Source organism: Agromyces sp. NPDC058126 (genome assembly GCF_042884595.1).
GTDB lineage: Bacteria > Actinomycetota > Actinomycetes > Actinomycetales > Microbacteriaceae > Agromyces.
This window is the reverse complement of sequence record NZ_JBHVTS010000004.1, coordinates 59595-83045: the sequence shown is the minus strand read 5'-3', so window position 1 is coordinate 83045 and position 23451 is coordinate 59595. Positions and strand designations below refer to the sequence as shown.

The 23451-nt window shown below is 71.2% G+C and carries 20 protein-coding genes; 10 read left to right on the top strand and 10 right to left on the bottom strand.

Annotated features, from left to right (window positions below):
* Positions 1–209: 209 nt before the first annotated feature.
* A complete protein-coding gene (locus ACFVTR_RS12985; RefSeq protein ID WP_387037884.1) occupies positions 210–1043 on the bottom strand; it encodes an alpha/beta fold hydrolase in 834 nt (277 codons plus the stop codon).
* A 143-nt stretch (positions 1044–1186) separates the two neighbouring features.
* Between ACFVTR_RS12985 and ACFVTR_RS12980 the strand changes: the two genes are divergently transcribed.
* From ACFVTR_RS12980 to ACFVTR_RS12970, 3 genes are all read left to right on the top strand, one after another.
* Positions 1187–1690: a CGNR zinc finger domain-containing protein gene (locus ACFVTR_RS12980; RefSeq protein WP_387037882.1), complete on the top strand. Its 504-nt coding sequence runs from the start codon at positions 1187–1189 to the stop codon at positions 1688–1690.
* Between the two features lie 286 nt (positions 1691–1976).
* Positions 1977–3488 (top strand): SPFH domain-containing protein, encoded by a 1512-nt coding sequence (locus ACFVTR_RS12975; protein WP_376942632.1) that lies wholly within the window; start codon positions 1977–1979, stop codon positions 3486–3488.
* 145 nt (positions 3489–3633) lie between these two features.
* Positions 3634–4089 (top strand): DUF2871 domain-containing protein, encoded by a 456-nt coding sequence (locus ACFVTR_RS12970; RefSeq protein WP_387037881.1) that lies wholly within the window; start codon positions 3634–3636, stop codon positions 4087–4089.
* On the opposite strand, the gene ACFVTR_RS12965 is transcribed toward ACFVTR_RS12970, so the two are convergent.
* Together ACFVTR_RS12965 and ACFVTR_RS12960 are read right to left on the bottom strand one after the other, a co-directional pair.
* On the bottom strand, positions 4078–4611 hold the full coding sequence (locus ACFVTR_RS12965; protein ID WP_387037879.1) for a YbaK/EbsC family protein: 534 nt from the start codon (positions 4609–4611) through the stop codon (positions 4078–4080). The two genes, ACFVTR_RS12970 and ACFVTR_RS12965, sit on opposite strands and share 12 nt — an antisense overlap.
* A gap of 48 nt (positions 4612–4659) precedes the next feature.
* Positions 4660–5256, bottom strand: coding sequence for a GNAT family N-acetyltransferase (locus ACFVTR_RS12960; RefSeq protein WP_387037878.1), 597 nt, complete (start codon positions 5254–5256; stop codon positions 4660–4662).
* Between the two features lie 64 nt (positions 5257–5320).
* Between ACFVTR_RS12960 and ACFVTR_RS12955 the strand changes: the two genes are divergently transcribed.
* Positions 5321–6238: a DNA-3-methyladenine glycosylase family protein gene (locus ACFVTR_RS12955; RefSeq protein WP_387037877.1), complete on the top strand. Its 918-nt coding sequence runs from the start codon at positions 5321–5323 to the stop codon at positions 6236–6238.
* A 147-nt stretch (positions 6239–6385) separates the two neighbouring features.
* On the opposite strand, the gene ACFVTR_RS12950 is transcribed toward ACFVTR_RS12955, so the two are convergent.
* Both ACFVTR_RS12950 and ACFVTR_RS12945 read right to left on the bottom strand, forming a co-directional pair.
* Positions 6386–7504, bottom strand: a complete 1119-nt coding sequence (locus ACFVTR_RS12950; RefSeq protein ID WP_387037876.1) for an NAD(P)H-dependent flavin oxidoreductase — start codon at positions 7502–7504, stop codon at positions 6386–6388.
* Positions 7501–8376 carry a flavin reductase family protein gene (locus tag ACFVTR_RS12945; RefSeq protein ID WP_387037874.1) on the bottom strand — a complete coding sequence of 292 codons (876 nt, stop codon included), beginning with the start codon at positions 8374–8376 and terminating at the stop codon, positions 7501–7503. Before ACFVTR_RS12945 ends, ACFVTR_RS12950 begins: the two co-directional genes overlap by 4 nt.
* 158 nt (positions 8377–8534) lie before the next feature.
* On the opposite strand from ACFVTR_RS12945, the gene ACFVTR_RS12940 reads away from it, so the two are divergent.
* The gene (locus tag ACFVTR_RS12940) at positions 8535–9020 is read left to right on the top strand and encodes a hypothetical protein (RefSeq protein ID WP_387037873.1); all 486 of its coding nucleotides are present in this window, start codon (positions 8535–8537) and stop codon (positions 9018–9020) included.
* Between the two features lie 15 nt (positions 9021–9035).
* Here the strand turns inward: ACFVTR_RS12940 and ACFVTR_RS12935 are convergent, their stop codons facing one another.
* Complete coding sequence (locus tag ACFVTR_RS12935) at positions 9036–9491, bottom strand: winged helix-turn-helix transcriptional regulator (RefSeq protein WP_387037872.1); 456 nt, start codon at positions 9489–9491, stop codon at positions 9036–9038.
* A gap of 79 nt (positions 9492–9570) precedes the next feature.
* On the opposite strand from ACFVTR_RS12935, the gene ACFVTR_RS12930 reads away from it, so the two are divergent.
* Complete coding sequence (locus ACFVTR_RS12930; RefSeq protein WP_387037870.1) at positions 9571–11880, top strand: LLM class flavin-dependent oxidoreductase; 2310 nt, start codon at positions 9571–9573, stop codon at positions 11878–11880.
* A 2-nt stretch (positions 11881–11882) separates the two neighbouring features.
* Here ACFVTR_RS12930 and ACFVTR_RS12925 read toward each other — a convergent pair whose 3' ends face one another.
* From ACFVTR_RS12925 to ACFVTR_RS12915, 3 genes are read right to left on the bottom strand one after another with little or no spacing between them, the layout of a single operon-like run.
* Entirely contained in the window at positions 11883–12758 is an 876-nt protein-coding gene (locus tag ACFVTR_RS12925) for a carbohydrate kinase family protein (protein WP_387037868.1), read from the bottom strand.
* A gap of 18 nt (positions 12759–12776) precedes the next feature.
* Positions 12777–13961, bottom strand: a complete 1185-nt coding sequence (locus tag ACFVTR_RS12920; protein ID WP_387037867.1) for a mandelate racemase/muconate lactonizing enzyme family protein — start codon at positions 13959–13961, stop codon at positions 12777–12779.
* 58 nt (positions 13962–14019) lie between these two features.
* Positions 14020–14823 carry an IclR family transcriptional regulator gene (locus ACFVTR_RS12915; RefSeq protein ID WP_387037866.1) on the bottom strand — a complete coding sequence of 268 codons (804 nt, stop codon included), beginning with the start codon at positions 14821–14823 and terminating at the stop codon, positions 14020–14022.
* 232 nt (positions 14824–15055) lie between these two features.
* On the opposite strand from ACFVTR_RS12915, the gene ACFVTR_RS12910 reads away from it, so the two are divergent.
* From ACFVTR_RS12910 to ACFVTR_RS12900, 3 genes are read left to right on the top strand one after another with little or no spacing between them, the layout of a single operon-like run.
* A complete protein-coding gene (locus ACFVTR_RS12910; protein WP_387037864.1) occupies positions 15056–15991 on the top strand; it encodes a carbohydrate ABC transporter permease in 936 nt (311 codons plus the stop codon).
* Positions 15988–16845: a carbohydrate ABC transporter permease gene (locus ACFVTR_RS12905; protein WP_387037863.1), complete on the top strand. Its 858-nt coding sequence runs from the start codon at positions 15988–15990 to the stop codon at positions 16843–16845. Before ACFVTR_RS12910 ends, ACFVTR_RS12905 begins: the two co-directional genes overlap by 4 nt.
* Before the next feature lie 52 nt (positions 16846–16897).
* Positions 16898–18205 (top strand): extracellular solute-binding protein, encoded by a 1308-nt coding sequence (locus ACFVTR_RS12900; protein ID WP_387037861.1) that lies wholly within the window; start codon positions 16898–16900, stop codon positions 18203–18205.
* Between the two features lie 104 nt (positions 18206–18309).
* Here the strand turns inward: ACFVTR_RS12900 and ACFVTR_RS12895 are convergent, their stop codons facing one another.
* A complete protein-coding gene (locus ACFVTR_RS12895) occupies positions 18310–19275 on the bottom strand; it encodes an acetylxylan esterase (protein ID WP_387037859.1) in 966 nt (321 codons plus the stop codon).
* A gap of 110 nt (positions 19276–19385) precedes the next feature.
* On the opposite strand from ACFVTR_RS12895, the gene ACFVTR_RS12890 reads away from it, so the two are divergent.
* Positions 19386–23417 (top strand): hypothetical protein, encoded by a 4032-nt coding sequence (locus ACFVTR_RS12890; protein ID WP_387037857.1) that lies wholly within the window; start codon positions 19386–19388, stop codon positions 23415–23417.
* Positions 23418–23451: the final 34 nt, after the last annotated feature.

Genomic DNA, 23451 nt, shown 5'->3' with positions numbered 1-23451 from the left:
GCAGAAGCCGGACTTCCCATGTTCAGCACTCGATGCAGGGACATGGAACAGCGCGGGCTGCCGTTATGGAAACGTGATTCTTCGTTGGCGCAATCCGCCGCCCACTTACTGGGCATGACCGAAATCGCTAACTCCCCACGACACAACTGGAAGAGCCCCCGCAGTCGCGGGGGCTCTTCGTCGTTCCGGGGGCGGGCCCGCGGATTCGGCTACTTCGCGAGGAAGGCGAGCAGCGCCTCGGTGACCTCGTCGCCGTGCGTCCACAGCAGTCCGTGGGGGGCGCCCTCGATCTCGACGTAGTCGGCCGACGGGAGTCGCTTGACGAACTCGCGGGCGGTCGCGTCGATCGGGAGGATGCGGTCGGCGGTGCCGTGCAGGATGAGGCTCGGCACCTCGACCTTCGCGATGTCGTCGCGGAAGTCGGTGAGCCAAGACTGCACGACGGCCGACGAGGCGAACCAGGAGGCGCTCGCCGCCGTGTTCCAGCTCCCGCGCACGGCGGCCTCGCTGATGCGGCTGCCGAGCGTCTCGTCGAGGTTGTAGAAGTCCTGGAAGAAGTCGTCGAACCAGGCGTAGCGGTCGGCCTTCGCCGCGGCTTCGATCCCCGCGAAGACCTCGGCCGGAACGCCGGTCGGGTTGTCGTCGGCCTGCAGCAGGAACGGCTCGAGCGAGGCGAGGAAGGCGGCCTTCGCGATGCGCTCGCCGCCGTACGCGCCGAGGTAGCGACCGAGCTCGCCGGTGCCCATCGAGAAGCCCACGAGCACGACGTCGCGCAGGTCGAGCGTTTCGAGCACCACCTTCAGGTCGTGGGCGAAGGTGTCGTAGTCGTAGCCAGTGGTGGGCTGGCTCGACTTGCCGAAGCCGCGGCGGTCGTAGGTGATCACGCGGTAGCCGGCCTGGAGGAGGGCGGCCGACTGCTTCTCCCATGAGGCGCCGCTGAGCGGGTAGCCGTGGATCAGCACGACGGGCTGGCCCGAGCCGTGGTCCTCGTAGTAGAGGTCGATGTTCTGGGAGTTCTCGGTTCCGACGGTGATGTACGACATGGCGCCCTCCTGGCTTCGCGTTCGCCTCTAACTGGAATATTGATTTAATCCGGTTAGGCTTGGTGGATGCAACGCTATAACCCCATTGCTATTCCACGCAAGTTAGAATCAGGGAAAGAGCGGATGAACCCCGAGGAGACCCGATGAGCGAACCGACCGCGGCCGCAGGGCTGCTGCTCGACCTGGTGAACTCGCGACTCGTCTACGGTGACCGGGTCGACGACGAGCTCGACGACGTGCGCGGGGCGGCCTGGTTGCGCGCGCACGGAGCCCCCGCCGAGGCATCCGACCTCGCCGATGCCCGGGAGGTGCGCGACGCGCTCGTCGGCGTGCTGCGGGGGACCCGCTCACCCGATGTGCTCGGGCCCTGGCTCGACGAGATGGCCCGTCGGCCAGAGCTCGCCGCCGAAGGCGGACTCGTCTGGCGCGATCGTGACGGCGACGGCCGCCGGGTCGGCGGTGCGGCCATCCGGGAGTGGGCGGCGCTGCAGTCGCCGACGGGTTCGCGCATCCGGCCGTGCGCCGCCCCTGACTGCCAGCACTTCTTCATCGACACGAGCCGAGCGAACGCCCGGCGCTGGCACTCGATGGAGACCTGCGGCAACCGTGAGAAGGCACGCCGGCACTATGCGAAGGCGGCCGTCTGAGGCTGAGGCTCCGCCCTTGCTCGTCCGTGGTCGAACGCCGTTCCGCGAAAGTCGATCACGATTCGGGATCGACCGCGTCGCATCGATCCTCGAGGTGTTTGGATGGATCGCCCGACCGTCCCCGGTGCGCCCCCGAAGGCGAGCTCCAGGCCGTGTCGAGCACGGCGCTCTGACGGCGACGGGGGCGGCACGCGGCATCCAGTACCTCGGAACGATTGCGCCGGGGCGTGCGGCCCGACATCCTTGAGCGGAGCCCTGCCCGAACCCACCCGAACGAAGGAACCCCGTGCTCGAGTTCTTCGCCGCTGCCCCGATCATCGGCATCATCACACTGGTCGTCATCGCCGCCATCATCCTGTGGATCTGGGCGAAGGTGCTGTACCGCAACGTCTCGCCCGACGAGGCGATCGTCGTCACCGGCAAGCGCTCGCGCCGCCGCGTCGTCGACGGCGTCGACACCGAGGAGTCGGGCCAGCGCGTCGTGCACGGCCAGGGCGTGTGGATCATGCCCTTCTTCCAGAAGGCGCACAAGATCTCGCTGCGCTCGCGCGCGATCGAGATCCGCGCCGAGGCGCAGACCAACAACGGCATCACCGTGCACGTCGACGCCGTCGCGATCGTGAAGGTCGGCGACAGCGCCGCTTCCATCCGCGCCGCCGCGCAGCGGTTCCTCGGGCAGGACAAGAACATCGACATGTTCGCGCAGGAGGTGCTCTCGGGCTCGCTGCGCGCCTCGATCGGCGCGACCGACGTGCTCACGATCATCAACCGCCGCGACGAGCTCTCGGCCGCGGTGCTCGGCGTCGCCCGTGAGTCGCTCGTCAACCAGGGCCTCGACGTCGACTCGTTCGAGATCAAGGGCATCTCCGACACCAACGGCTACATCGACGACCTCGGCCGCGCCGAGCAGGCGAAGGTGCGCAAGCAGGCCGAGATCGCCGAGGCCGTCGCGCAGCGCGAGGCCCGCGAGGCCGTGATCGCCGCCGAGCAGACCGTCGCCGAGCGCGAGGCCGAGCTCGCCCAGCGCAAGGCCGCGCTGCAGCGCGAGACCGACAAGGCGATGGCCGAGGCCGCTGCGGCCCGCCCGCTCGCCGAGGCGCTCTCGCAGCAGGAGGTCGTGGCCCAGCAGGAGATCACCGCGCAGAAGAAGGCCGCGCTGCGCGCCGCCGAGCTCGACTCCGAGGTCAAGGCCGTCGCCGACGCGCAGGCGTACAAGGTGAAGGTCGAAGCCGAGGCCTCCGCCGAGGCCGTGCGCATCGCCGCCGACGCCGACCGCATCGCCCGCACCGCCTCCGCCGAGGCGCTCAAGGCCGAGGGTCTCGCCGAGGCCGACGCGATTCAGGCGAAGGGTGCGGCCGAGGCTGCCGCCACGAAGGCCGCGGCCGAAGCCGTCGCCCAGCAGTCCGAGGCCCTGCTGCAGATGCGGGTCATCGACGCGCTGCCGCTCATCGCCCGCGAGCTCGCCGCGCCGATGTCGAACATCGACCAGCTCACCGTCGTCTCGACCGACGGCGCCTCGCAGCTCGCGAAGAACGCCGTCTCGGGCATCACCGAGGTCGACGCGATGCTGAGCTCGACCATGGGCGTCGGCCTCCGCGAGCTCCTCGGGTCGATCATCGGCGGCGCCGCCGCCGGTGGTGCGGCCGCGCGCGCCTCCGAGCGCGACGGGTCCGACATCGCCGCCGGAATCGGCGCGAGCGTCGGCGTGGGCGTCTCCGAGGCGATCTCGCCGATCGCCGACCGGCTCGAGGGACTGCAGTCGCAGCTCGACGAGGCTGCCGAGCCCACCCAGTCCTGACCGGTCGCGGTTCAGTCCGCACCGAACGATGCCGAGCGCCCCGTCGGGCGCTCGGCATCGTCGTGTCGGCGCCGGTTCAACCATTCGATCGATGCGGCGCGCGCGGCATCCGGCCATGCTGGGAGGACGGTCGGAAGGAATCGTCATGCTCAAGTTGTTCTACGCCGCATTCGCCTACATGGTCGTCGGGGTGGCGTCGGGGCTGTACTACCGCGAACTCACGAAGTCGCACGACTTCCCCGAGGGGGAGTTCACGCAGCTCGGGCTGGCGCACACGCACCTGCTGACGCTCGGCTTCATCGTGCTGCTCATCGTGCTCGCGCTCGAGAAGGTGTTCGAGCTGTCGAAGAGTCCGCTGTTCGGCTGGTTCTTCTGGGTCTACAACGTGGGCGTCGTGCTGACCTCGGCGATGCTCATCGTCCACGGCACGCTCACCGTGCTCGGCGAGGAGTCGACGGCCGCCATCGCCGGCATCGCGGGCCTCGGGCACATCGTGGTGACGGCGGGCATGGTGCTGCTGTTCCTCGCGCTGCGCGGCCGCGTCGTCGAGGCGAGCGCCGCCGCGAAGGCCGCGAAGGCGGCCGAGGTCTCAGCCGCGTAGCGCGATCGGCAGCACCTCGGCGTTCGCCGAGGCGGCGAGGAACGACCCGCTGACGAGCAGCTTCGCGTCGCGCGTGCCGCTGCCGATGATCAGTCGCTCATGCGAGGCGACCGATTCGTCGACGAGGATCAGCCAGTCGGACGGCAGCCCGACCGGCGTGATGCCGCCCACCTGCATGCCCGTCAGTTCGACCGCCTGCTCCATCGGGGCGAACGACAGCTTGCGGGCGTCGAGGTGCCGGCGCACGGCGCCGTTGACGTCGAGCCGGTCGGCGCCGCGCACGAGGCATGCGGCGTACCAGGTGCGCTCGCCGCGCCGCGCCTGCACGATGACGCAGTTCGCCCCGTCGGCCGGCGAGATCTCGTAGTGAGCGCAGAAGGCGGCGGTGTCGGCGAGGCCCGGGTCGATCGCGGCGACGAGCGCGTCGCTCGGGTCGGCGTCGGCGAGGGCCGTCGCCGTCGGTGCCGCGAGCAGCTCGGGGTGGTCGACGGCGGGGCTGAATTCGAGGGTTCCGAAGCGCATGGTCGTCTCAGGGTACGGCGGATGCCACGGCGATGACCACGATCGCGATCAGGCGTCGAGGGCGCGCCACATCGTGGTGATCGGGGCGCCGTCGAGCGAGCAGGTGAAACCGCCGACCGCGCGGAACCCGGCACGCTCGTAGCGGCGGTCGTTCGCCGGGTTCGTCGACTCGAGGTAGGCCGGGAGGCCGTCGGCGGCGAAGGCCCGCAGGTTCTCGGCGAGCATGCGCTGCGCGAGCCCCTCGCCGCGGCGAGCCGGGTTCGACGCGAGCAGGCTCAGGTACATGTGCGGTTCGTCGTGCGGATGGTTCGCCTCGAACGCCTCCATCAGTCCGTCGAACGCCTGGCGCTGTGCGGCGTCGAGCCGGTCGGCGACGATGGCCTCGACCTCGACGAACTGCTGCTCGGTCATCTCGGGCTCGCCCGACGGCAGCCACACCGCGACCGCGTCGCCGTCGTCGACGACCCACACCGTCCGGTACGGCAGTGCGCCTTCGACGAAGCGCCGCCAGAACGGTTCGAAATGGCTCGTGTCGCCGTCGGGGCGGCGCAGCACCGGGCCCCAGACGGGGTCGTCGGAGAACGCGAGGGCGAGCGTCGTGGCGATGGCGGGGACGTCGGCGTCGTCGGCGAGTCGGAGGTGCACGGGTTCATCGTCGCACGACGGGTGCGCCCCCGTCGCTGTCAGCCGCGTGCGGCACACTGGTGCGGTGATCCCCGACCATGCCCTCGAGTGGCGGCCGCGGCATCCGACCGATCTCAGACAGACCCTCGGAAGCCTGCGCCGGGGCATCGGCGACCCCTCGTTCCAGCTCGACCAGGCGGGCGCCGTGTGGCGCGCGGTTCGCACCGTCGACGGCGATGCGACCGTCAGGCTGCGGCAGCTGCCGGGCGGGCTGCTGCGCTGCGAGGGCTGGGGGGCCGGCGCGGGCGCCGCGGTCGAGCAGGCGCCCGAACTGCTCGGTGAGCGCGACGACCCGAGCGGGTTCGTGCCGCTGCTCCCGGTCCTCGACGACGCCCACCGCCGCAACCCAGGGCTGCGCGTGCCGCGCACGGCGCAGGTCTTCGAGGCGCTCGCCGCGTCGATCCTCGAGCAGAAGGTCATCACCCTGCAGGCGCATGACTCGTGGCGTCGGCTCGTCATCCGGTTCGGCACCCGTGCGCCCGGGCCGACACCCCGGCCGATGCATGTGGCGCCGAGCCCCGAGCAGTGGCGGGCGATCCCGAGCTGGGAGTGGCACAAGGCCGGCGTCGACCCCCGTCGGGCGGCGACGGTGCAGAACGCGGCACGGCACGCACGGCGCCTCGAAGAGGCGGTCGGCATGAGCCAGGCGGATGCCGCGGCGCGCCTCACCCTCATGCAGGGCGTCGGACCGTGGACCGCCGCGGAGGTCGCGCAGCGCGCCCTCGGCGACGCCGACGCCGTCTCGGTCGGCGACTACCACCTCGCGAACTACATCGGCCATGCGCTCGCCGGGCGCGACATGAGCGACGAGGAGATGCTCGAGGCGCTCGCGCCCTGGGCGGGACACCGGTACCGCGTGGTGCGGCTGCTCGGCGCGGCGGGGGTTCGGGGTCGACCGCGTCGCGGCCCGCGGATGCCCTTCGTCGACCATCGGAGCATCTGAGCGGACGCTCCTGCGGCCGATGGGCGCCGCTGTCGGCCCGTCGCCGAGCGGGTCGGGGTCTCCCCGCGAACGCGACCGGTACTTCGGTACTTCGGTACCGGTTGCGCGCGTGAAGTCCTCTTGGCCGGATGCCTCGACGCCTCGATCTCAGGCGTCGAAGTGGCGGCGCAGCAGCGCGGCGGCGGTGCGGGTGAATTCGTCGATGACCGCGGCGACGGGGCGCGACTCGCGCAGGAGGCCCACACCCTGGCCCGCATCGACGGGCACGAGCGCATGGTCGCTGTCGCGGTTCGCCGCCACGATCGCGGCGCGCAGCGCGACGAGGTCGGTGCCCTCGGTCGAGACGACCGCCGTGCGCAGCTCCTCGACGCGGTCGAGCCACTCGTCGACGAGGTCGTTGCGGATGACGCGTTCGGGGAACCGCTCGGGCCAGGGGAGCCCCAGTGCGGCGTCGAGCGCACTCGTGTTCACGGTGTCGTCGCCCGTCGCGGCGAGGAGCACCTCGATCGCCGCGGGCGGTGAGAGCGTCTCGGTCGAGGCGGAGAGGGCGGTGCCGATCCAGGCGCCGGCGGCGCCCGCCGCGATCACGGCGGCGAGGGTGCGCCCCGAGCCGATGCCGCCGGCCGCGAGTACCACCGGACGGTGCGTCGTCGAAAGGCCGGGCGACATCGCGTCGTCGCCCGGTGGTGGAGCGCCGTCCGTGGCGAACCCGCGCGACTCGATCGCGTCGAGCACGGCGTCGAGGAGGGCGAGCGTGCCGAGGCGCGGATCGCCGTGCCCGCCGCCGTCCGATCCGCGGGCGACGATGACGTCGACCCCGGCGTCGGCCGCGATCAGTGCCTCTGCGGCTGTGTAGACCTGTGTCGCCGCGAGCGAACCCGCCGCGTGCACGCGATCGACCCAGTCGAACCGTTCGGCGAAGCTCACCGAGACGAGGGCCGGGCGCGCGTCGAGCGCGACCTCGAGCAAGGAGGGATCGCGCTCGACTCCCCAGTGGACGAGCCCGATGCCGAAGGGCGCGCCGGCGTCGCCGAGCGCGGCGTCGAGCTCGGCGAGCTGCGCCGTGAGCTTCGCCGGCGACCCTGCACTGCCCATGCCGATCATGCCGAGGGCGCCGGCCCGCGACACCGCGCTCGCGAAGCGGCCACCGGCGACGCCGCCCATCGGCGCGCTGACGATCGGGGTGGTGAGCCCGAGCGACGCCGACCACGGCGTCGAGAGCACGGGCGCGGGTTCGACCGGGCGAGCAGCCCCCTGCACGCTCACGGCTGCAGCTCCTGCCGGGCGGCCCACGCGAGGAAGTCGCGATCGTCCGAGACGATGCGCGACACCTCCTCGCCGCCGTCGCAGCGGCAGAGGCTCACGATCGCCCCGTCGGCGTCGAGCTGACGCAGCGCCCAGGTGCCGCCGAAGCCCTCCCACCGGTCGAGCTCGTCGAGGGGAGATGCCGGCGAGCCCGGCGAGGCCGAGGGCCCCTGAGCGGAGGAGACCTCCCGCTCAGGTTCGTCGGTGTTCGGCGGGCCGGGCGCGATGGGCGACTTGCGGGTCCACCCGACGTGGTCGCCGCGGTCGTAGAAATGGCGGAAGCTGTAGATGAGCGGGTGCCAGGCGTGCGGGTCGATGTGGTCCGTGCCGGGCACGACGAGCTCGGGCAGGGCGTGCACGCGCAGCACCTCGACCTCGACCATGAAATAGCCGGGGTCGACGCCGGGGGTCATTCGCCGCACCTCGCCCTCGAACTGCAGCGGTGCCTCGCGCACGCGCGGCGGCGACACCAGATCGGAGGGTGCCGTCGTGAATCCGGCGAGCTCGAACTTGCGCGGCTCGAAGCGGTACTGCCCGGCCTTCGCCTCGGGCACCGGGTCGCGTCCGGTCACCGCCGAGAGCCGCTCGACGCGGCGCCACTGCGCCGCAGCCGGGAAGTTCACGGTCAGCCGGGGACGCTCGGCGAGGTTCGCCGCCGTCTGCCCGTCGGCCTCGAGCCCGAGCACGAGCATGCGGCCGAGCGCCCAGTGCGAGGAGGCGGGTGCGAGGTTCGGCGTGCCGTCGGCGTTCTCGGTGACCACGAGGTAGACCGGCGTGCCGACGTAGAGGACGCTCGGCTCGATCACGAGGTGGTCGGAGGTCTCGGCATCCATCGTGCGCCCTTCTCTGCGGATGCCCTCACGCTACGCCCGCCCGCGGGCGGCCGCGGCTCTGTGACACCCTTCACGGGAGAGGCATAGCCAACGCATACCTTCGTCCCCTACGGTCGTCAGGGCGGCGAGCCGCGCCGCACCCGACCCGAAGGACGACTGTGACCTCGAACACCCCGACCCGCGCCCTGCCCAACCTGCCGCTGATCGGCACCTGGGTCGCCGCCCTCGCACTGCTCGGCGTCGGCCTCTGGCTGCTCAACACGTCGAACGCATCGCAGGTCGAGCTGTACACGGCGCAGTCGCAGGACTACGCGGCCTACCTCGGCGCCCAGACGGGCACGACCGTCGGCGGCCTGCTGATCGCGGTGGGCGCGCTCGCCATCGTCATCGCCGCCGCCACGCAGGCGGTCGCCTGGTCGATCGCGCGTCGTGCGTCGCAGGCGGATGCCGCGGTGCCGGCCGAGTTCGACGAGGACGACTCGTTCGACGACGAGCCCGTCGAAGCCGCGGTCGCGCCGGTCGAGGAGACGCCCGAGGCGCCCGCCGCGGCCGTCGAGCCCGAGGCTGCACCCGAGGCACCCGTCGCCGCGCCCGCGGGCGAGCAGGCCGAGTCCGCCGAGCCCGGGAAGTCCGAGACCAAGTAACCCGCCGAACAGGTGTCACCCGGCCGGGCGCTCGATCGAGCGTCCGGCCGCTGCGTTCCCGGGCCCGTCGGCCTCATTCTCGAGGCCCCACTCGACGAGCGGCTGCAGCAGCTCGATGAGCCGCAGCCCCGCCGCGCTCGGTGTGTAGGCGATCGTCACCGGGGTCGTCGCCTTCACGTGCCGCTCGATCATGCCCTCGGCCTCGAGCTCGCGCAGCCGCGCCGCGAGCAGGCGGTCCGAGATGCCCGTCACCATCGCCCGGTACTCGGAGAACCGCCGTGCGCCGCGGACGCCGGCCAGCAGGATCGCGCCGTTCCACTTGCGGCCCGCGAACTCGATCGTCGACTGGAACCGTCGGCATGCCTCGTCGTCGATGTGCCCCAGCTCGTCGAGGCGCGCGCGATGCGCGGCGAGCTCGTCGCCCCCGGCAACGGGTGCGGGAATGTTCGGTTGCTCGTCATCGCTTACCACAAGTAAGCAGCTTACCCTCGACGAGCGGATGGTGCATCCGTGCAGCATGCTGGGGGAGACGTGGAAAGGGACGCGCACGATGCACTACGGCCATGAACTCGAGTTCGGCACCTTCATCACCCCGACGAACGACCCGCCGCAGGCGCCCGTGCGCCTCGCCGAGCTCAGCGAGGCGGCGGGCTACGACCTCGTCACCTTCCAGGACCACCCGTACCAGCCGCGCTTCCACGACACGCAGACGCTCCTGACCTGGGTCGCGGCCCGCACCGGGCGCATCCGCCTCGCGGCGAACGTCGCGAACGTGCCGCTGCGCCCGCCCGCCGTGCTCGCCCGCTCGGCCGCGAGCATCGACCTGCTCTCAGAGGGGCGCTTCGAACTCGCACTCGGCGCCGGCGGCTTCTGGGACGCGATCGAGGCGATGGGTGGCCGCCGCCTCACGCCCGGGCAGGCGGTCGACGCGCTCTCCGAGGCGATCGACGTCATCCGCGGCGTGTGGGACCAGGGCGAGCGCGCGCGGTTCCAGCTCGACGGCGACTACTACCGCATCGACGGCGCCAAGCGAGGCCCGGCCCCGGCGCACAACATCCCGATCTGGATCGGCGCGCTGAAGCCGCGCATGCTCCGGCTCATCGGGCGCAAGGGAGACGGCTGGCTGCCCTCGCTCGCCTACCTGCAGCCCGGCGACCTCGCCCGGGCGAACACGACGATCGACGAGGCCGCGGCCGCCGCCGGGCGCGACCCGCGTGAGATCCGCCGCCTGCTCAACGTCGGGGGCCACTTCTCCGCGGGAGGTCGCGGGGGAATGCTCGACGGGCCCGCCGAGCAGTGGGTCGAACAGCTGCTGCCCCTCGTCCTCGACGACGGCGTCGGCACCTTCATCCTCGCGAGCGACGATCCCGGCACCATCCGCCACTTCGCTGCCGAGGTCGCGCCTGGGCTCCGCGAGGCGGTCGCACGCGAGCTGGGCACGAGCGGCAGCGGGGCATCGGATGCCACGGCGCCGACCTCGCTCGTCGGCGCCGCGCCGAGCCGCAGCACTACGGTGCGGGCGAAGCGTCGCGACGGCATCGACTACGACGCCCTGCCGGCGCCGCTCGCCGCCCGGGCGGTCGAGCCGGGTGATGCGGGCTATGCCCGGGTCAAGTCGACCTACCTCCGGGGCGGCGCACCCGGGCTCGTGCTGCAGCCGACGACCGCGGCCGAGGTCGCCGACGCCGTGCGCTTCGCAGGGCGCCACCCCGAGGTGCCGTTCGGCGTGCGGAGCGGCGGCCACGGCATCAGCGGCCGCTCGACGAACGACGGCGGCATCGTCGTCGATCTCTCCCGGATGCACGGCATGACCGTGCTCGACGAGGCGAGCCGGCTCGTGCGCATCGAGGCCGGCGCCCGCTGGAAGGACGTCGCCGCGTTCCTCGCCCCGCACGGCTGGGCGCTCAGCTCGGGCGACTACGGCGGCGTCGGTGTCGGCGGTCTCGCGACGGCGGGCGGCATCGGCTACCTCGCCCGCGAGCACGGGCTCACCATCGACCACCTGCGCGCCGCCGAGCTGGTGCTCGCCGACGGCTCGATCGTGCGGGCCGACGCCACGGAGCATCCCGAGCTCTTCTGGGCGGTGCGCGGGGCCGGCGCGAACTTCGGCATCGTCACCGCCTTCGAGTTCGAGGTCGACGAGGTCGGCGTCGTCGGCTTCGCGCAGCTCGCGTTCGACGCGAGCGACCGTGCCGGGTTCCTCGAGGCGTGGGGCCGTTGGGTCGTCGAGTCGCCACGCGATGTGACGAGCTTCCTCATCATGGGCGGGGTCCGCCCCGGCCAGCCGCCCGTCGCGAACGTCATGACGATGATCGACTCCGACGACCCCGACACGGTGCTCGAACGGCTGCAACCGCTCGCCGACGCCGCCCCGCTCATCGGGCAGGACGTGCGGCTCACCACCTACGACGCCGTGATGGCGAACGCGGGCGACGAGAGCCACGGCGCCGAGGGCGAGCCGACCTCGCGCTCGGGCCTCATCGGCCCGGTCACCCCCGAGTTCGCGCGCGACGCGGCACGGTACCTCGACGAGGGGGCGAGCTACTTCTTCCAGCTGCGCGCCGTCGGCGGGGCCGTGCACGACGTGCCCGCCGACGCGACCGCCTTCGCGCACCGAGCCTCGGAGTTCTCGGTCGTCGCGTTCGGCAGTTCGGCCATGCGCACGAGCGAGCGGTGGGACGAGCTCATCGCCCCGCACACCGAGGGCGCCTACCTCAGCTTCGAGACGACGCAGGGCGACGCGACCGTCGCGGCGGCATTCCCGTCGGCGACCCTCGCGCGGCTGCGGGCGCTCAAGGCGGCGGTCGACCCGGGCAACCTCTTCCGCGACAACGCGAACATCGCGCCGGCGGCCGGGTAGCCTCAGGCCCCCAGCAAGGCGTCGAGGCTCGGGTGCAGGTGCCGGGTGACGAGCACGGATGCCGCGTGGCGGGCCCCCGCCTCGAGCGCCTCGTCGAGCCCCGACCCGGCGAGGGTCGCGTCGAGCACGCCCGCCATGAACGCGTCGCCCGCGCCGTTCGTGTCGCGCACTGCCGTCGGCACCGCCGCGACGTCGTGGCGGGTCATCCGCTCGTCGAGTGCGATCGCGCCGTCGGCGCCGAGCGTGCAGACCACGAGCGAGGCACCGCCCTCGATGCACGAGCGCATGAACGGAAGGGGGTCGTCGCCGATGCGGTCGGCGTTCATGAAGATCGCGTCGGCCGCCTCGATGAACGGGCGGTGGAACTCGCTCTCGCCGTCGTAGTCGTGGATGTCGGTCCAGATGGGCCGTCCGCTCGCCTTCGCCGCGGGGATGAGGCGGCGCGAGAGCTCCGAGAGGTCGAGGACCAGCGCCGAGGCATCCGCCATCGCCTGCCGGAGCTCGAGGTCGAGTTCGGCGTCGCTGCCCTCACCGGGGTCGGTCGGCGTCGAGAGGAACAGCGAGACCCGCTCGCCGGCGCGCGTCATGAGGTTGACGTGGCGCTCGGTGACGCCGCCGTCGGCCGCGATGAGCGCGACCCCCGCCTGCATGAGGAGGCGCTTGACCCGGGCGCCGTCGGCGTCCGCGCCGAAGAGCGCGTGCAGGCGCACCCGCCGCCCGAGGCCCACGAGGCCGAGCGCCTTGCCCGCCGAGGTCGCGCCGACGGTCTCGTACTCCTCGAGCGCGAACTGCATGTGCGGCACCGGCTCGGGCAGGCGGTCGAGGACGACGATGCGGTTCCAGGATGCCGGGCCCGAGATGAAGACGTGTTCGCTCACCCGCCCCATTCTGGCGCGTCAGGCTGAGATCGGCTCGCGGTGCTCGCGCCGGACGAACTCTCGGACGAACGCCTCGTCGACGCTCACGCCCAGGCCCGGCCCCGTCGGCACCACGAAGTCGCCGTCGGGCTTCACCTCGAGGGGCGTGGTGAGGATCCGGTTCGCGACCGGCAGGGTGAGCGGCTGGTACTCGAAGGCGAGGAGCGACGGCGAGCTCGCGGCGACGTGCACGCCTGCGGCCATCGCGATGCCGAACGCGGCGGAGTGATGCGGCGCCACCTGCGCGTGGAAGGCGTCGGCGATGGCCGCGATGGCCAGCCCCTCGGTGATTCCCGTGCGTCCGATGTCGGGCTGGGTGAGGCCGACGGCGCGGCGGGTCAGCCAGTCCGTGAACTCGAATCGGCTGCGCATCGCCTCGCCGACCGCGACGGGGGTCTCGATGGACGCAGCGAGGTCGCGATGGCCTTCGACGTCTTCAGGGGCGAGGGGCGCCTCGAAGAACCAGGCGTGGCGGTCGTCGAGTTCGCGCCCGAGCGCCTTCGCCTCGCCGAGGCGGTAGCTCCAGTGCGCGTCGAGCGCGACCTGGAGATCGGGGTGCACGTCGCGCACGGCGTCGTAGGTCGCGAGGTCGGTACGGAGATCGGTGCCGAGGTGCATCTTGAACCGGCGCACTCCGGCTTCGACGAGCACGGCGGTCTTCTCGGCGATCTCGGCGTCGTCGACGCCGCGGACGCCCGACACGTACGTCGGGAGCACCTCGGCGAATCGTCCGCCCGCGAGCTCGGAGACCGAGAGGCCGGTCGCCTTGCCCCAGAGGTCCCACAAGGCGATGTCGACGGCGGCCATCGCATCCGCCTGGTGTCCGGTGAGATGCCCGCGTTCACGCATCGACTCCGACATGCGGTGCCAGAGCGTGCGCACCGACCGCGGGTCCTCGCCGAGGATCAGGGGAGTGAGCAGGTGGTCGACGATCGCCGCTGCGACCTCGGGGGCGACGGGTGCGAGTCCTTCGCCCCAGCCGACGAGGCCGTCGTCGGTCTCGATCTTCACGATGAGCGTCTCGTAGCCGGGTGAGTAGAGGCTCCGCCACGGCGGCCGGATCATGTAGCCGCGGTGCTCGACCGCGGCCTCGCCCGCGTAGGAGTCCTCGGCATCCTCCTTCGAGATGAAGAGGGGGAAGGTCTGGACGCGCGCGATTCTCACAGGGTCTCCGGTGACTTGAGTGATCGGGAAGGCCGTCGACGGATGCCGCGGCGTGGGCTCAGAGGGCCGCGAACGCCGTCGCGGAATGGGAGGGGCTGTAGCCGAGGGCGACCGAGATCTCGTCGGCGGCCTCGATCACCTGCAGCGCGAGCTCCTGGTGGGGGGCCTGCAGGTCGAGGACCGACAGCGGCCCGCTCGCCGAGAGGCCGGCGACGATCTCGCCCGCGCGGTTGCGGATGGGCGCGGCGATGCAGGCCCGCCCGAACGCGAGTTCTTCGATCTCGGTCGCGTAGCCGCGGCTGCGGGTCTCTTCGAGGGCCGCCTCCATGACGTCGCGATCGACGATCGTGTGGGGGGTGTACCGCTGGGGCGTCTTCGCGAAGTACTCGTCGACGCGGTCGGAGCTCATGCCCGACAGCAGCGCCTTGCCGAGGCCGGTGGCGTGGAGGGGCGCCGTGCGGCCCGCCATCGCGAACGACTTGGGGGCGAGCGCGCCCTCGAAGTTGCAGAGGTAGGTGAAGGTGAAGCCGCTGAGCTCGGCGACGTTGACGCCGATGCCGAGTCGATGGGCGAGATTCTGGGCGATCTGGCGCGAGGCGCGGAAGATCGGCGAGCCGTTGATCGCGATCGTGCCGAGCGCGACGGCGGCGGGGCCGAGGCGGTAGAGGCCAGTCCGGTCGTCCTGGACGACGAACCTCATGCGGTCGAGCGCCGACATCATGCGCGAGACGGTCGACTGGCCGAGTCCGGTGAGCGCGCAGAGCTCGGACACGCGGAGCTCGCCGGCCTCCTCGGTGAAGCACGCGAGCAGGGACATAGCCCGTTCGACGGTCTGTGTGCCGCCCACCGATTCCGCTGCCATCGGGACTCCTTCTCCATGCAGTGCCGCGTCGCGAGTGCCCGCTCGGGCTGCGCCGTTGCCGTCAGTGTAGTGAGCGGAATCAGCCGAGGCAATCCAAATATGGGTGAGTCATGCATTTTGTGGATTTCACATCCGCATTGTGGTTTACTGGCCGCACGTCAGCGTTGACGACTGTGACGACGACGCACAGGGGCCCTGAGACAGGGTCGCCACCTCTCGGGAAGTGAACGCAATGCAGCAAGCCATCCTCGACCGGCCCGCGACACGCGAGAAGACCGAGCCGCGATCCGGGCGGCGCACGACACTCGGTGCGAAGGACCGCACCTTCGGATTCATGATCGCACTCCCCGCGGTCCTGCTCTTCCTCGTGATCGCGATCTACCCGCTCGTCTCGAGCATCGGCACGAGTCTCTACGACCAGTCGCTCCTGCGCCCCGAGCGCACCTTCGTCGGCTTCGACAACTACACGGCGATCTTCGGCGAGTTCGTCGCCCGCCTCGGCACGACGCTCACCTTCGCGACACTCGCGACGATCTTCCCCGTGCTCCTGGGCGTGGCGCTCGCGGTGCTCCTCAACGCACGCATCCGCGGCCGCAACATCCTGCGCGGCACCCTCATGCTGCCGTGGCTCCTGCCCGGCGTCGTCGTCTCGTTCCTCTGGGCCTGGATCTTCAACGACAGCTACGGCGTGCTGAACCACCTGCTGACCATGGTGGGCCTCCCCGAGGTGAGCCTGCTCGGCAATCCCACGGGCGCCATGGCCGCCGTGGTCATCGCGAAGACGTGGCACTCGTTCCCCTGGATCATGGTCGTCGCACTCTCGGTGCTGCAGACCCTGCCGAGCGAGCAGCTCGAGGCCGCGACGATCGACGGCGCCACCCGGTCGCAGCGCTTCCGCTACATCTCGCTGCCGCACATCGTCGGCCCCGTCGCCCTCGTCGCGACGCTCGAGTTCATCTACAACTTCGGCAACTTCGACACGATCTTCGTGATGACGGGCGGCGGACCCGGAGATTCGACCACGACGCTCGCCGTCAGCCTCTATCAACTCGCGTTCGGCAGCTACGAGCTCGGCAAGGCCTCCGCAATGGGCGTGCTCTGGCTGATCCTGCTCGCGATCATCTCGAGCGCATACCTGCTGCTCAACCGACGTCTGGAGAAGCGATGAGTCACGGCCGCGACATCGGAGAGGCGATCGTTCGCCCGAGGCTGTCGATCCCGGGGCGCGTCGGGCTGATCCTCCTCGCCCTCTTCGGGCTGCTGCCGGTCTACTGGCTGACGTCCACGGCGTTCATGAAGAAGGAGGCCGTCTTCGCACTCGACCGGCCGCTCTTCCCGATCGACCCGACCCTCGAGAACTTCATCGGGTTCTTCCAGAACGACGCCCTGCTGCAGAACCTCAAGAACAGCTTCATCGTCTCTACCGGCACCGCCGTGCTCGCCGTGATCGTCGGCGCCTTCATGGCCTATTCGCTCTCGAAGTTCCGCTACTCGGGGCGCAACGCGATCATGTTCATGTTCCTCATCGGGCAGCTCATCCCCGGGGCGCTGCTGCTCATCTCGCTCTACCTGATGCTGAGCTCGGTCAACCTGCTCTACACCTACACGGCGCTCATCATCTCGTTCACGACGTTCACGCTGCCGCTGACGGTGTTCCTCCTGAAGGGCATCATCGACGGCCTGCCCGACGACATCCTCGAGGCTGCGAAGGTCGACGGCCTCTCGCGCGTCGCGACGATGTTCAAGATCGTCGCGCCGCTCATCGTGCCGGGCCTCATCACGGCGGCGATGTTCGCCTTCATGCGCGGCTGGAGCGACCTGCTCTTCGCGCTCACGCTCGCGGGCCCCGACAAGCAGACGCTGCCGGCCGGGCTCACCCAGGCGTTCATCCGCGACGGCACGGCCGATTGGCCCGCGCTCATGGCGGCATCCCTCATCACCTCGCTGCCGCTCGCGATCATCTTCATCCTGCTCCAGCGCTACTTCGTCTCCGGCCTCGCGTCGGGGGCGGTCAAGGGCTAGCGAAGATCCACCGAACCGATTCGACCCACACCACGACGAAGGAGCATCCGCAATGAACCTCTCGACCACGCAGCTCAGCCGCCGCGCCTTCCTCGGCGGCGGCACGGCACTCGCCGCGTTCGGCGCGCTCGCCCTCGCCGGCTGCGCTACACCGGCCGCGCCCGGAGCCACTGCCGGCGCGAACGCCGCGACGAAGGCCAAGACCATCAACTTCTACGGCAACTCGCTCGGCGAAGAGGCGCTGAAGCCCGCGTGGGAGGCGGTGCTCAAGGACTTCTCCGCTGCTGAGGGCGTCACGGTCTCGCCCGTCACCTACCCCTACGACCAGGCGGCGACCCAGCTCGCCCTCACCGGTCGCTCCGGCAAGCTGCTGGGCGTCGGCCAGTCGGGCGGATGGCAGGTGCTCACGCCGATGAACGTGCTCGCCGACCTCACCGACCTCGCGAAGGGGCTCGGCATCCCGCAGGGCGTGCTCGACGCGTACACGATGGACGGCAAGCTCCTCGTCATGCCGCTCACGGCCGCCGGCATCGGCATCATCACGAACGGCGAGATCGCCAAGAGCGTCGGCATCGAGTCGGGCATGACGATCGAGCAGTTCGCGACCGCGCTCGAGAAGATCAAGTCGCAGGACTCCTCGCTGATCCCGTACGCGGCGGTCACGAAGAACCCCGACCTGAAGGACGCCACCCACTGGATGTGGGGCTTCGGCAGCCCGGTCGTCACGGACGACTTCGAGTGCACGATCGGCGACAAGGAGAGCGTGAAGGCGATCACCTGGTACAAGTCGCTACAGGACGAGGGCCTGACCCAGGCCAACGTCGCCCGCAGCGACGCGCGCATCCTCTTCGCGAGCGGGCGCGCCGCCCTCTATGACGACGCCCCGCTCGCCTCGACGTTCGTGAAGACGAACGGTGCCGCGCAGAACATCATCGACAACATCGGCGCGATCTCGAGGCCCACCGCCGGCGGCAAGGAGTCGTACAACCGCGCCTGGGGCAGCGGCCTCTTCGCGAGCGCCGGCGAAGGCGAGCTCACGAGCCGCGACTTCATCACGTACGCGGCGACGAACGTCGAGGCCGCGACGGCCTTCTACAAGCAGTCGGCCGTCGCGCCGGCCGCCAAGTCGGTCGCCGACCAGATCCCCGAGCTCGCCGCCGATGAGTTCCAGACCGCGTTCCGCACCGAGGTCTCCGAGCACGCGCGCGGTGCCGCGTGGGACCGCGTGCCCGTGACCGCGCAGATCGACACCGCGATCGGCGCCGGCGTGGCGAACATCCTCGCGGGCCAGGTCGACGTGCAGTCCGGCCTCAACTCCCTGAAGAAGGAAGTGCAGGACCTGCTCGACGCGAACACGTGATGCCGTGAGAGCCGGCGGCCTGCGGAGGGACCCGCAGGTCGCCGGCATTCGGCGCGCCCCGAGGCATCCGCTTCGAGACGGATGCCTCGGCGACCGCCGTTCGCTCAGGCCAGTCGGTCGTCGGGGAGGGCGAAGAAGTCGGCGGCATCGAGCCGCGCCGACCGCTCGGAGGCCGCGGCGATGGGCCCGTCGAGGTGCCCGTTCGCCCGGACGGTGAGTCGTCTCGCGCCCGTGAGCGAGTGGTAGACGGCGAACTGTCCGCGCGGGTCGACTGCGGGGTCGAGCACGGCCGCCGCCACATGAACGGGGATGCGGATGCGCCGCGCCGCCGCTGCGGCGTCGAAGTAGCCGAGCACGGCGCGCGCCTCGGGGTGCCCGTTCAGGTGCCGGCGCACCGCCTCGCCGCTGCCCGTGCAGCGGCGGGTGAGGCGGATCGCGTGGTGCCCGAAGCTCGGCACGTCGAACGAGGCGCGTCGGAAGCGCGCGTCCCACGGGAGGGCCATCGCCCCGATGCCGCCGCCGAAGCTCCCGCCGCTGAAGTCGAGGGCTCCCGCGGCCGCGGGCGCGGCGTCGAGCAGCACGGTCGCGGCGCGCCAGACATCGGCTGCGGCGAAGCGGTGCGAGTAGGTGTCGCGGTGCGCGATGCCGGCGAGCACGTGCTCGTCGGGGAGGGCCGGGAAGCGGCTGGAGGTGTTCGGCGGCGTGCCCGGCGCGGCGGGGAAGATCGCGGCCGTATCCGCGGGCACCTGGTCGAGGTCGGGGGCGGCGCGGCCTCCGTAGCCGTGCCCGATCACGAGGCCGCGCCGTACGACGCCGACGGCCCGCGGCACCATGAGGAACGCGACGGCCTGCTCGCCTGCGGACGACTCGAACCGGATCTCCGTCACGTCATGCGTCTCGGTGCCGGCGAGATGCCGCGCGAACTCCCACCCGACGCGGCCGGTGCCGAACTCGTCGAACGTGCCCCGCCAGAACCCGTCGAAGTCCGCCGGCTCCTCGGGCGGCTCGGGGGCGGTCAGCAGGGCGGTCAGCGAGTACTCGGTCAGTTCTTCGGATCGGTTCTGGGTCACCGCGTGGTCCTCTCAGGGCGAGTGCATGCTCGACGCTAGCGCCACCGCTGACAGCATGGCCATTGACACTCTCGCATAACGCATGCATCATTTGCATCATGGATTCAAGGATGAGCCCAGCGGCCGACGACGACGCAACAGCCGAGGACGGATCACGGGTCCACGACGACTCGGGGTTGTGGAGCCGGCGTTCAGCCCTCCGGTTGCTGCTGGTCGCGGGCGTGCTGCCCGCGGTCTTCGGCGGTCACCCCGAGGCGGCCGCCGCGGATCCCGGGTTCAGCAGCACGAACGGGTCGTATGCCGACGCGCTGCGCCGATTGGACAAGCCGGACCTCTCACTGACCCGGGTCGCGCGCCTGGTCGGGCGCCGCCATCGGATGACCTTCTTCCAGGCGAGGTGGGACGGCGGCGAGACGATCGTCCGCGATCTCGAGATCAAGCACGACGGCCGGTGGCTGTCGCTGACCGACCCCGAGCACCGCTTCGACGAGCAGTGGGTCGTGCTGGCGGGGACGCTGCCCTCGGGCAGCGCACCCGAGCTGTACGGGCCGTTGCAGCCGAGCTGGCTGGGCTTCACCTCGTTCCGGCTCCTCGGCCCGAAGGCGATCGAGCTTCGGACGAGCACCGATGACGTGGAGCTCGTCGTCAACTGGCGGCTCGACGGCGACCAGCCCGAGGCGCACTACGTGCTGACGGCGAAGACGGCGGGCGATTACCTCGTCGGCTACCAGAGCCAGGATGCACGTGGGCTCGACGACCTCGACGAGGTGCTCTGCGGGTCGTACCAGCACGCGCTCTCGGTGCTCGACGGCTCGGCTCCGCTCGGCGCATGGGAGCTGTTCGCGCCCATGGCGCTGACCCAGTACGACGTCGCCGACGTCGCCGTCACCTCGGGGGTCTACCTTCCCGCCGAGGTGGCGGAGTTCGTGCACGAGCGCCAGCTGATGTCCGATCGCCAGCCCTACGGGATGAGCCTGCGCAACGACAGCCTCGATATCGTGCCGAGCATCTACGCGCCGCAGCCGGGCCTGCGAACGGCGATGGAGGCGGGCGAGCGACGCGGCTTCGCCTTCGGCCTCGCGGCACGCGCCGGCTCGCTGTACGAGACGTACACCGCCCTGTGCCGAGGCGAGTACGGCCTGAAGGCCTACCGGCAGAACGTCTACGACCGATCGTTGACCGACGCCGTCCACGCGATCACGGAACTGATCGCCATCGAGCCCGACGGCGACGACTCGGTCGACTACATCCCGTCCTACTCCGGGTGGTGGAACCGGGCCAAGGGGTTCGCGGACGTCGAGAACGAGGACGCCGTCCGGGCTGCGGCCAGCGGCGTGCTGCTCTCGGCGCACTACCTGACCGGCACGTCGGACGGGACCCTCTACGAGCGCCGGGCCCGACCGGCGCTCGAGTTCCAGCTGTCGCGCAAGGGGATCGGGCACTCGCCGGTCATCGGCGGCTCGGTCTACAACGACAAGACGCAGTACCGGATCGGCCGGATCCCGACCGATGCCGTGAACCTGGCGGCGCTCTCGCAACTGACCCACGGCCGCAATGCGGGCATCCAGCGGCTGGCCGTGCAAGCCACCAAGGCGGGGGTCGTCGGGCAGAGCCGGGCACCCTTCGCCACCGCACTGGCCACCTATCAGGTGACCGGGGACCCGGCCTACCTGGCCGAGGCGACGCTGATCGGCAAGCGCTACGTGCAGGAGGAGATCCTCACGCCGTATCGCGGCAACGGGCAGCCTCCGGGCGGCTTCGCCTACAGCTTCTCCAAGTACTGGGTGGACCTGCTGGTGCTGTTCGAGGCGACGGGGGAGGCGGAGTTCCTCGAAGGGGCCCATCGGGAGGCCCAGCGATTCATCACCCAGACCGCGGTCCGGCCGGTGCCGGACCAGACCGTCACCGTGCCCGAGGGGCACGTGGTCATGCAGCAGTACGACTGGGAGACGCGATCCTCCCTGCCCTCCTACCCGGCCACCGGGGTCGCGACCGAGACCGTGCCCGCGTGGGTCGTCTCCCCGACCGGGCTGACGTTCGAGGCACTCTCCTCCTTCAAGCTCGGCGTCAGCTCGCTCACCGATCCGGGCGGCGGGTACGTCTTCAACCCGTGCTGGGCCGGAGCGCTGCTGCGGCTGGCGCATCACACCGGCGACCCGCTGCTGGCCGACGTCGCGCACAACATGGTGATCGGCCGCTTCACCACGTATCCCGGCTACTACAGCCGTCAGTTCCAGGTGGCCCAGATGAAGCCCGACTTCGCCACGAGCGGCCCCGTCGGCATCACCGGGTACTACTTCCACCACGCGCCCGCCCAGCTCGGTCTCGCGATGGACTACCTGATCAGCGAGAGCTTCTACCGGAGTTCGGGCGAGATCGACTTCCCGCATGCGTTCGAGGCCGACTTCGCCTACTTCAAGTACTTCGCCTACGGCCACGCCCCTGGCACCTTCTTCGGCGAGGACGGGGTCTGGCCGTACTTCCCGGCCGGCCTGATCTCCCTCGACAACCCGCTGATCAACTGGATCGCAGGAGTGGGCGACGAGGCGCTGTACGTCAGCCTCACCAACTCCTCGGCCGACGCGCAGTTCGTGGTCGTCGATCTCACCGGTGACCTCACCGGGCTCTCGGCTGGCGACGCTCCGGCGGTCGAGGTGGTGGCCGCCGACGGCACCCGCTCGTCCACGACCGCCACGGCAGGCCGCCTCAAGGTGCGCGTGCCAGGACACGGGCTGGTCGCATTGGTCGTGAGAGGCGTGACGGTCGAGCGCCCGACGCTGCCGGTCGACGACATCGTCGACCACGGCCCCGACAGCTTCCACGAGGTCGACACCGATCCGGGCACCGATTACGGCCTCGCCCGCGGCGTGCTGCTCGTGCGACCCGGCCGACCCGGCTACGACGCCTACGTGCAGATCGACACCGAGCAGCCGGCCTCACTGGGCTACCGGATCGGTGACGGCGCCGTGCAGCAGGCGGCGCCGAAGGGCTACCCCTACGAGTGGACGATCCCCGTCGACGCATCGGCCGACGCGTTCAGCTACACGATCACGGTCGGCTCGGTCGCCACCGAGGAGGTCAGTCTGGCCCTGCCGAGCCGCATCGGCGGCGCCGGTTCCGGCGTGACCGGCGACGTGGTCGCCCAGGCCACGAGCACGGCGGGCGACCGGGTGCCGCTCGTCATCGAGGTGCGCAACGCCACCGACGAGCCGTTCGCCGGAGAGGTCGCCCTGGCCCTCCCCGACGGCTGGCAGCTCGACGGCGGCGCGCCGCCCGTCTCGGTCCCCGCGCAGGGCGTGGCCCGGGTCGAGTCGGCGGCGATCACCCCCGCGGCCGCCGCGCTCGGGGAGGTCCGCATCGAGGCATCCGTGTCGGCCGCCGACGACGAGCCGGTGGAGCTGAGGCCGGCCGCGATCGAGGTGATCGATCGCCGCCGGCTGGTGTCGCTGACCAGCGACACGGCGATCGTCAGCGGTCCGGGCGCGACGGCGCGACTGACCGCCCTGGTGATCAACACCGGCGTCACTCCGCTGCGCGCCACGTTGGCGCTCTTCGGCGTGACCGGGTGGAGCGTCGGGCAGAAGGAGGTCGTGATCGAGGTGCCGCCGCGCTCCGACCTGACCCACACGTGGACGGCCACGGCCGGAGCGGCCGTGGTGCCGGGCTCGACGAGCCGGTTCGAGGCGCGCCTCGACGGCACGCTCCGCCGGGGCGTGCTGGTGCGGGTCGCCGACGAGGGCGTCATCGCCCACACCCAGTCGCCGTGGCCCGGGTATCTCGAGACCGGATTGTGGTTCCCGAGCGGCCTGGCGGGCTGGAACGGCACGCGGACGCGCTACAGCGACACCGGCTCGGTCGGCAGCACGGTGACCTGGCAGGTCGACCTGCCGGAGGCGGGCGAGTACCGGGTCTCCGTCTGGTACCCCACGAATCCGGCGACCACGACCTCCGCCGCCTACATCGTCGAGCATCAGGCCGGCAGCACCGAGGTCGTCGTGAATCAGCTCGAGGGGGCCGCGGCCTGGCGCGCGCTCGGCACCTTCCGGTATGCCGCGGGCGCGGTCGGGGTCGTGCGCCTCGAAGTGCGCAGCCCCGCGATCCACCGCGTCAGCGCCGTGCAGTTCGTCCGCGTCGGGAACTGACGGCGACCCCTGCCGGTCGAGTGCGTCGAGCACT